Source organism: Rickettsiales bacterium, assembly GCA_029252805.1.
In the GTDB taxonomy this organism is placed as follows: Bacteria; Pseudomonadota; Alphaproteobacteria; order Rickettsiales; family JALZUV01; genus JALZUV01.
The window spans coordinates 80,886-88,976 of the sequence record JAQXAR010000024.1; the positions used below are offsets into that span (position 1 = coordinate 80,886).

Annotated in this window: 7 protein-coding genes; 3 read left to right on the top strand and 4 right to left on the bottom strand. The window is 45.6% G+C overall.

Annotation, left to right across the window (positions count from 1 at the left end):
- Nucleotides 1-2: 2 nt before the first annotated feature.
- The 3 genes from P8P30_04785 to P8P30_04795 all read right to left on the bottom strand — a co-directional run bounded on the left by P8P30_04785 (nt 3) and on the right by P8P30_04795 (nt 3,359).
- Nucleotides 3-506, bottom strand: coding sequence for a YfiR family protein (locus P8P30_04785; protein ID MDG1286863.1), 504 nt, complete (start codon nt 504-506; stop codon nt 3-5).
- On the bottom strand, nt 507-2,510 hold the full coding sequence (locus P8P30_04790; protein MDG1286864.1) for a TonB-dependent receptor: 2,004 nt from the start codon (nt 2,508-2,510) through the stop codon (nt 507-509). It lies immediately after the preceding gene.
- Nucleotides 2,511-2,630: 120 nt separating this feature from the next.
- A complete protein-coding gene (locus P8P30_04795) occupies nt 2,631-3,359 on the bottom strand; it encodes a GNAT family N-acyltransferase (GenBank protein MDG1286865.1) in 729 nt (242 codons plus the stop codon).
- Nucleotides 3,360-3,612: 253 nt separating this feature from the next.
- On the opposite strand from P8P30_04795, the gene glmS reads away from it, so the two are divergent.
- Genes glmS through P8P30_04810 form a run of 3 tightly spaced genes read left to right on the top strand, consistent with a single transcriptional unit; the run spans nt 3,613 to nt 7,716 of the window.
- Complete coding sequence (gene glmS / locus P8P30_04800; protein MDG1286866.1) at nt 3,613-5,436, top strand: glutamine--fructose-6-phosphate transaminase (isomerizing); 1,824 nt, start codon at nt 3,613-3,615, stop codon at nt 5,434-5,436.
- Nucleotides 5,437-5,445: 9 nt separating this feature from the next.
- A complete protein-coding gene (locus tag P8P30_04805) occupies nt 5,446-6,198 on the top strand; it encodes a cyclic nucleotide-binding domain-containing protein (GenBank protein ID MDG1286867.1) in 753 nt (250 codons plus the stop codon).
- A gap of 18 nt (nt 6,199-6,216) precedes the next feature.
- Nucleotides 6,217-7,716 carry an NAD-dependent succinate-semialdehyde dehydrogenase gene (locus P8P30_04810; protein ID MDG1286868.1) on the top strand — a complete coding sequence of 500 codons (1,500 nt, stop codon included), beginning with the start codon at nt 6,217-6,219 and terminating at the stop codon, nt 7,714-7,716.
- A 270-nt stretch (nt 7,717-7,986) separates the two neighbouring features.
- Here the strand turns inward: P8P30_04810 and P8P30_04815 are convergent.
- Nucleotides 7,987-8,091 (bottom strand): IS1595 family transposase (locus P8P30_04815; GenBank protein ID MDG1286869.1); only part of this gene is annotated, 105 nt, incomplete at its 5' end.

Genomic DNA, 8,091 nt, shown 5'->3' on the forward strand with positions numbered 1-8,091 from the left:
GATTATCGGATGACCTCGTCAGCAATTTCTAATAATTGCGGATTCATCCGGAGGCCTGCTTTTTTAGCGACTTTTAAATTGATGATAAATTTAATTTTTCCGCCTTTATTAATAAAAGAGATAATGCCTCCCTTTTTTGTGAAACTTGATTTTTGACCGATAGTAAGGAGATTGTTTTTCATTGGAACGGCTGAAGGAGTGGAGCTGTAGATTTGCAAGTGACAGTTATTTTTAACCGCTGCATTTGTGAAAACTTTATAACTCGTTTTGGAATTTGAACGTTTCTCAATTTTCTTTAAAGCGCCATCAAAATGGTCTGCACCATTAATGCAAATATTGAGCGTTTTGGGAGAGTTTTCCCAACTGACAAACTTTGTGAAATTATAAATAAAAGCGGCTTTCACACGATATTCATTGCTCGGCGCAGCACTGGCACTGTAAGAAGCAAAAAGCCACGCAAATACTGCGCAGCTTCCGGCTAAGTATCTAACGTTTTTATGATCCACCTAAAACTTCCAATTCACTTTCCCGTAGACTGTTCTAGGTACTTCTATCTGACGATTGTAAACAAATGATGAAAATTCTGGTTTTTGATCTTCTAATAAATTTTGACCAACTAAACTGAGGCTCACCCCATTATCAAGGTTATAGGCTAAGCGCGCATCAAGGCGCCAATAATCATCAATAACGGTTGTTGCCGTTGGGTTGAGCTCATCCACATAATAAAGCAGCGTATCAAACTCCCAATTCTCGTCAGGAGTATAATGTGACTCAAGATTAACCTGATGGTTCGGAGAGAGCCCTTCACCTGAGACGAAAGTGCTGCCACCATTAACATCCATCTCTAGTGCAGAATAGCTTGCAGATAAGAGCCAATGAGGAGTGGTCTTCCAATCAGCGGAAACTTCAATACCAAAAGTTTCAGCGGTGCTATCACTGCCAATTACAAGAGGGAGAACAACGTGAGACCCAAATGTAGGGTTGGTGGCGAGAAAAGGAGTGCCTAATGAGTCGCTGCCAAGGGTTGTATAATCATGATAGAATGCGGTTACATCAAGGGATAGTTCATCTAAAGGCTGAGTACGATAGCCGAATTCGTATGCGTAGAGTTTCTCGGAATCAGTCGCTTCGTTACCAATTTGTTGAACAAGCGTGATACCTGCTGGGGTTGGAAGGGCACCTACTGCAATGTTAACGCCATGTCCTGTCCGACCGGGGGTTCGAATGGCGCGGGTAAACGATGCCCATGCATAATTGGTATCATCAATTTTCCAACCTAATCGCGCTGAAGGCTGCCATTCAAATTCCGTATAGTCATTATATTCAAATTTACTGCCAAGCGTAAGCTTAACATCTTCCAGAAGGGTGATCTTGTCCTGTAAGAAAGCAGAGAAAAGGTTGTCAGTGCGGTTGGCGGGGGAGAAGGAAAGGATGTCCGTTCCTTCAATGTCTGAATTAATTAGGCGATAGCCTAGCCCCCAGATCATATCATGGCTTTGCGCCGCTTTGAAGGAGTGATTGAAGTCAATATCAACGGTTTGCGTTGTATCTTCAAAAATGAATGTATCACGTTTGGTAATGTCGTAATAACTTTTGATAGAATACTCGTTGCTACCTTCTAGGTAAGACCATTGTGCTTGCAGGTGTCCACCGAGAGTGTCAAAAGCATCATCTACTTCTGTGCGCGGTCCAGTGAGGTTAGGGAGGAAGAAGTCAGAATTTTCACGACCTTGGTAGAATTCAGACTGGATGGATAAATCACCATAAGAAAGTTCATTGCTATCAACGCGCATACCAGCGCGCCACATATCCCATTTATCGTCAGCGCCAACCCCACTGGATAGCTGATAGTTGCGATTATGTTTTTGCTTAGCAAAAGCTCTGTAATGAGTGTTTTTGTTAATCTCGCCTCCATACCGAATGGAGGTGTTTTGCTCTTGCAAGCCATGTTGGTAAACGGCTAAAGCGCCTTGCGAGTCTTTCGCTTCTTTTGTGATAATGTTAATTACGCCATTGACTGCATTGGCTCCCCAAATGGTGCCGCCGGGGCCACGGACGATTTCAATACGTTTAATATCTTCCATCATCGTATCTTGGACGCTCCAAAACACCCCTGAGAACATGGGAGTGTATACAGAACGCCCATCAATTAAAACAAGGAGTTTATTTGAGAACTGTGCGTTGAACCCTCGAATGCTAACGGCCCACTGTCCCGAGCCAGAGCGGGCGACATTGACGCCTGGCGCTAAGCGGAGAGCCTCAGGAATTGAGGTGGCGCCAGAGCGCTTAATATCTTCTTGAGTGATGACATGAATGGCTGCTGCGGCTTCTGATGCTATTTCGTCGCGTTTTGAAATGGAGGTAATTTCAATATCACCTAATTCCTTTAAGGAAAGGGAAAATAAATCTTCAGAGTCATTTGAAAGAGCCGGTGTGGTTGAAAGGCCCAGATAGCAAACCGTTACTATAAAGCCCAAAGATTTATCCTGCGACAAACGAGGAGTTTTCATAATAGAAATCCTAAATTATTTCTTCCCAAGGTAGGGACGATATGGATTTCTAGTCAAATAAATGTTTCTAAATTTCAACGAATTGTGTGCTGGAGTTGAAACTCATGTGATAATTACACCCTATGCAAGGCTAACCAAAGTCCGATGAGTAAGGTTCCTTTTCGGATTCTTGGTTAAAGATGTCTCCACATCGAAGAGCAATAATTTAAAGCCATTACCTTCAATGCCATCAATGTTATGAGGGAAGTGAATGTTATCCACGACACGGCAAATGTAGTCTAATTTACGGCTAGTGATGCGGTAGAGTCGGTGTAGAGAATTTGGCGACATAGAAAAAGCGTATTTTATTCCTAGGCTGTGACAATGCTGAAACATGAGTCTTATAAAAGCAGTTGTGATATCGTTGGTTTGGTATTCCTCTAAAATAGCCATGCGCGAGGCTTCGCAGTAGCCATTTTTGGCTAATTCAAGTTCGGGTAGGTTTTCTTGAAGTTTGACACCGTATTTTTCCATGCTGAGTTGTGTTGGCTTGTCTGGGTGTGAAAAGGTCATTCTTACGCCGCCTAATACTTGATTTCCAGCGCGAACGATTAAGGTATCACTTTTTGTATCAAAGGAGTCTTCTTCTTTTTCAAAATCGACTCCATGGGTTCTAGCAAAAACGAGGCTGCGCAATACATAGTATTGATGCAAAAGAGCTGGATCTTTAGTGAATTCATAGGTTAGCTCTTCAGCCTCGCGTAGTTTGCGGTGGCGCCTGAATAGCATATCTTCCTGTAGTACTTGCTCCATAGAAACCTCTTCCGGAAATTCGTTGTTGTCACGATATTGTCTAACCTGCTCAAGCATTGCATACTCCACTTATTTTTAACGAGTGCCAAATTGGGACGGATATGTTTTTTTGGCATTTTCGATTTTAAGAGATCAAAGTTATCCACATCTGTTTCTTAATTGCAACAAGTATTAACAAAGTGTTAACACGGCAACAGGGTGTTAGCTAAAAGCCACAGTTCTTGATGTAATCGGATGGGGGGAGAACCGTTATAAAACGTGATTAATCGCGGACTGGTCTTTGGAGTAAAAAGTCGCTAGAAAATAGGGTATGTGTGGAATCGTTGGAATTGTCGGGACCTCTGAAGTTTCGTCACGCTTATTAGAAGCGTTAAAAAAATTAGAATATCGTGGTTATGATTCGGCGGGCATTGCGACGCTGGATGGCGGGGAGATCAAGCGTACCCGCGCCAGTGGTAAGTTGAATAACCTAGAGGCGGCCCTGCGGGAAGAGCCGCTTGCAGGGGGTGTCGGGATTGGACATACGCGCTGGGCAACTCATGGTGCGCCGACGAAAGAAAATGCTCACCCACATGTTACCGATTCTGTTGCAGTGGTGCATAACGGTATTATTGAAAATCATGCGCAATTGCGTGAAGAGCTTAAAGCGCAAGGTGCTGTCTTTACCAGTGAAACAGATACTGAGGTTATCACTCATTTGCTAAGTCATTTAGTAAAAGAGGGGAAAGCGCCAGAAGTTGCGCTGAAAGAGGCGCTGACTCGCCTAGATGGCGCTTATGCGATCGGAGTGCTGTTTCAATCAGAGCCTGATGCGCTCTATGCCGCACGTTGGGGGTCTCCGCTCGCTGTCGGAGTGTGTGATGGCGAAATGGCGGTTGGCTCGGATGCCATCGCATTATCCCTCTTTACCAATCGTGTGATTTATCTGGAAGAGGGTGATTGGGCGAAGCTGACACCCACCAGTATGGCCATTTTTAATAATCAAGGGCATGAAGTGGTGCGCCCTGAAGTGTTGAGCGGTGTTGCATCTGAGGCGATCACTAAAGGCGGCTATCGCCACTTTATGGAAAAAGAAATTCATGAGCAGCCGGAGGCGATAGCGAAAACGCTTGAGCATTTGCGGCATCCGACGCTCGGTAGCTTTACGCTTCCGGACCTTAATATTGATGTGAAAGATTTACGTCACATTGTGATTATTGCTTGCGGAACGTCTTATTACGCTGGGATGGTGGCACAATATTGGCTGGAAGACCTCACGGGCTTGCCCGTTAGTATCGACATTGCCTCCGAATTTAGATACCGGACTCCGCGTTTGAGTGAGGGCGTGTTAGCCTTATTCATTTCGCAATCAGGTGAAACGGCGGATACGCTGGCAGCGCTGCGTATGATAAAAGAAATGGGGCATCCGACGCTCGCCATTGTGAATATGCAAGGCAGCTCGATGGAGCGTGAAGCGGATGCTATATTGCACACGCAAGCGGGGCCAGAAATAGGTGTGGCCTCGACCAAAGCCTTTACGACGCAATTGACGATTCTTGCAGGCCTTGCCATTGAGCTAGGTGAAAACCGCCAGGTCTTGTCTGCCGATCAGGTGGCGAATTATTGGAAATTGTTGGAAGGCCTGCCAAGTCTAATGCGTGAAGCAACGCATCATGTCACGGCTGAGAGTCCGGCCTGTCAGAGTTTGATGAAAGCCTATGATGTGCTCTATTTAGGGCGCGGAACCTCTTATCCATTGGCGATGGAGGGCGCGTTGAAGTTAAAAGAAATCTCCTACATCCATGCAGAAGGGTATGCTGCAGGCGAAATGAAACATGGTCCTATCGCGTTGATTGATGAACGAGTGCCGATTATCGTAATTGCGCCCAATGATAAATGGCAGGAAAAGACTCTTTCTAACATGCAAGAAGCGCGCGCACGTGGCGGAAAGATCATTCTTATCAGCGATGAAGCAGGTATTAAAGTCAATGCGAGTCAGGCACATTTTGCAGTGACAATGCCCAATTGCGATGCTTTTGTAGCACCGTTTGTTTATTCCGTTCCGATTCAAATGTTGGCATATTACACCGCCGTATTGAAGGGAACCGATGTTGATCAGCCCCGAAACCTTGCCAAATCTGTAACGGTAGAATAGCGAGCTATTATGACTGAGGTATCCATTGAAGCCGGAACGATGATCTTTCGTGAGGGAGATCAGGCAGATGAAGCCTATATTATCCGCGAAGGGCAGATCGAAGTACTAAAGCATGCACAGCATGGCGAAGTTCGTTTGGCAACCTTAGATGCGGGAGATGTGTTAGGCGAACTTGCTTTGTTTGAACACGGTATGCCGCGTTCGGCAAGTGCTCGTACCGTGACTCCTGTGGTTTGTGATGTCATTACGCGTAGTGAATTTGAGCAACTTCTAGGGCAATGTCCTCCGCGTATTATGCCTGTGATCATGATGGTGTTAGATCGTTTGCGCAGCAGCAATAGGCGTGTGAGTGAAACGGAAGCGGCGAGTGTGATTCTGGAAGTGGATATCAGTCAGGTAACGGTCACTTCGTTAAATGAACCGCCGTTTTTTGATGTTTTAGAGACGGCCGTCGCGCGCTTGCCTTTGAAGGTAGGCGGCTATGAAGCACAAGCAGGGCCTGATCGGAAGCATCAACAAAATCACATTAATATTGCATCAGAGGCAAGTCCACCTATAGTATCATCTCAACATTGTCAGGTTGAGATTCATGAAGGTGGTATTTACTTGCGTGATACGGGAAGCCGATTTGGCACGATCGTAAATGGAAAGCAAATTGGACGCGGTAAAGGTGTCTATCTTGCTCCATTGCAAAAGGGAGAAAATACCCTGCAGCTAGGCGGTCTCGAATCGCCAGTGATGTTAAAAGTAGAATGTATATAGAGAAAAATGGGAGAGCGTATGTCCGCACTGAGAAAAGAAGAGGAAGTTAGTTTGAAAGATTTAATGAAGAACCCAGAAATGTTGCAAACGCAATGTTATGTAAATGGTCAATGGATTGATGCTAAGTCTGGCGAAATCAGCGAAGTAGAGAATCCTGCAACCGGCGAAATCATCGCCACCGTTCCTAAAATGGGATATGATGAAATTACTGAAGTGATCGACCAAGCGCATGAAGCGTGGGGCGCATGGCGCAGTCTGCTCGCCAGTCAACGTGCAAAATTGATGCTTAAATGGGCAGAGATTTTGGTCGAAAATCGTGATGATATTGGTACGATCATGTCACAAGAACAAGGCAAGCCGATTAGCCAAGCCAAAGGCGAAGTCGATTACGCTGCAAGCTTTATCGAATGGTATGCATTTGAAGGCCAGAGCATTTCAGGTGAAACGGTTCAGCAAACAAAAGCGGGCCGTCGCGAGACGGTATGGAAAGAACCGGTAGGCGTTTCCGCCGCGATTACGCCATGGAACTTCCCAGCAGCAATGATTGCACGCAAAGTTGCGCCAGCATTGGCAGCGGGTTGTCCGGCCATTTCAAAGCCAGCGGAAAACACTCCGCTCACTGCGCTTGCGATGGCAAAATGTGCGGAAATGGCAGGTATTCCAGCCGGTATCTTTAATGTTGTAACGGGTAAAGCATCTGAAATTGGTAAGTCGCTGACGGATAACGGTAAGGTACGTAAGTTAAGCTTCACGGGTTCGACTCCGATCGGTAAATTGCTTTATAAGCAGTGCGCCGACACGGTGAAGAAAATGTCGTTAGAGCTTGGCGGAAATGCACCGTTCATCGTGTTCGAGGATGCGGATCTGGATGCGGCGATTAGCGGCCTAAGTACCGCGAAATTCCGCAATACAGGTCAAACTTGTGTCTGTGCGAATCGTATTTTTGTGCATGAAAGCATTTATGACGAGTTTAAAGCGAAGGTCGTGGCCTTGGCGGAAAGCTTGAATACCTGCGATCCGATGGATGAAGCCTCTGATGTGGGTTGCCTTGTGGATAATAAGGCCTATGACGGCGTGAAGGGTCTTGTCGACCGTGCCGTCGAAGCCGGTGCAACGATTCTGACGGGGGGTGAGCCACCTAAAGGCATGACGAAACCTTTCTTCGCGCCAACGGTGATGGAAAATATCACGAATGATATGGAAATTGCACAGGAAGAGATTTTTGGCCCGGTTGCAACACTCATCAAGTTCAGCACTGAAGAAGAAGTGATCGAAATGGCAAATGATACGCCATTTGGCTTGGCTTCGTATTTCTTCACGCAGGACATGAAGCGTACGTTCCGTGTGGCTGAAGCACTCGAATATGGCATGGTGGGTGCAAATCTCGGCCATGTAAGCTCCGTAACGGCACCTTTTGGTGGCTATAAAGAGTCTGGCATTGGCCGCGAATCTTCAAGCTATGGTCTCGAAGAGTTCTTGGAAGCCAAGTATTTAGCGATTGGCGAATTACACCAGTAGGTTAATCGTCATCAAATTGTAACATGCAAAAAGGTTGGACCTGCCCTATAGTTTACGGGTTCGTTCACCCTTTTTGTGTTTGCATGATAATTACATGCCCCTAATAGTACATCTCCTCAGATGAGAGAGATGCTGAGTGAATATTACTAGCCTATGCTCATAGTCGTAAAGTAACGGGCAAAGAATCTGAAAATTTGAAAATGAGAAGTTTTCTTGTCGTTCAAGCTTGCAGTATCTGATGCTTGTGTATTTTTATAAAGGGGCTGACACCTAATAATATTCTTTGAGCAACTTTTTCAGGTCTGCCAGTAAGTCACTTGGTGTGCCCATATTAAACCTCCACTCACATTCTTTCAAGAACAGATTAAAATGCTC

What these genes read in the sequence shown, in the direction of transcription:
- P8P30_04790 (MDG1286864.1), bottom strand. Translation starts at nt 2,510, where the DNA reads ATGAAAACTCCTCGTTTGTCGCAGGATAAATCTTTGGGCTTTATAGTA.
- glmS (MDG1286866.1), top strand. Translation starts at nt 3,613, where the DNA reads ATGTGTGGAATCGTTGGAATTGTCGGGACCTCTGAAGTTTCGTCACGC.
- P8P30_04810 (MDG1286868.1), top strand. Translation starts at nt 6,217, where the DNA reads ATGTCCGCACTGAGAAAAGAAGAGGAAGTTAGTTTGAAAGATTTAATG.
- P8P30_04795 (MDG1286865.1), bottom strand. Translation starts at nt 3,359, where the DNA reads ATGCTTGAGCAGGTTAGACAATATCGTGACAACAACGAATTTCCGGAA.
- P8P30_04805 (MDG1286867.1), top strand. Translation starts at nt 5,446, where the DNA reads ATGACTGAGGTATCCATTGAAGCCGGAACGATGATCTTTCGTGAGGGA.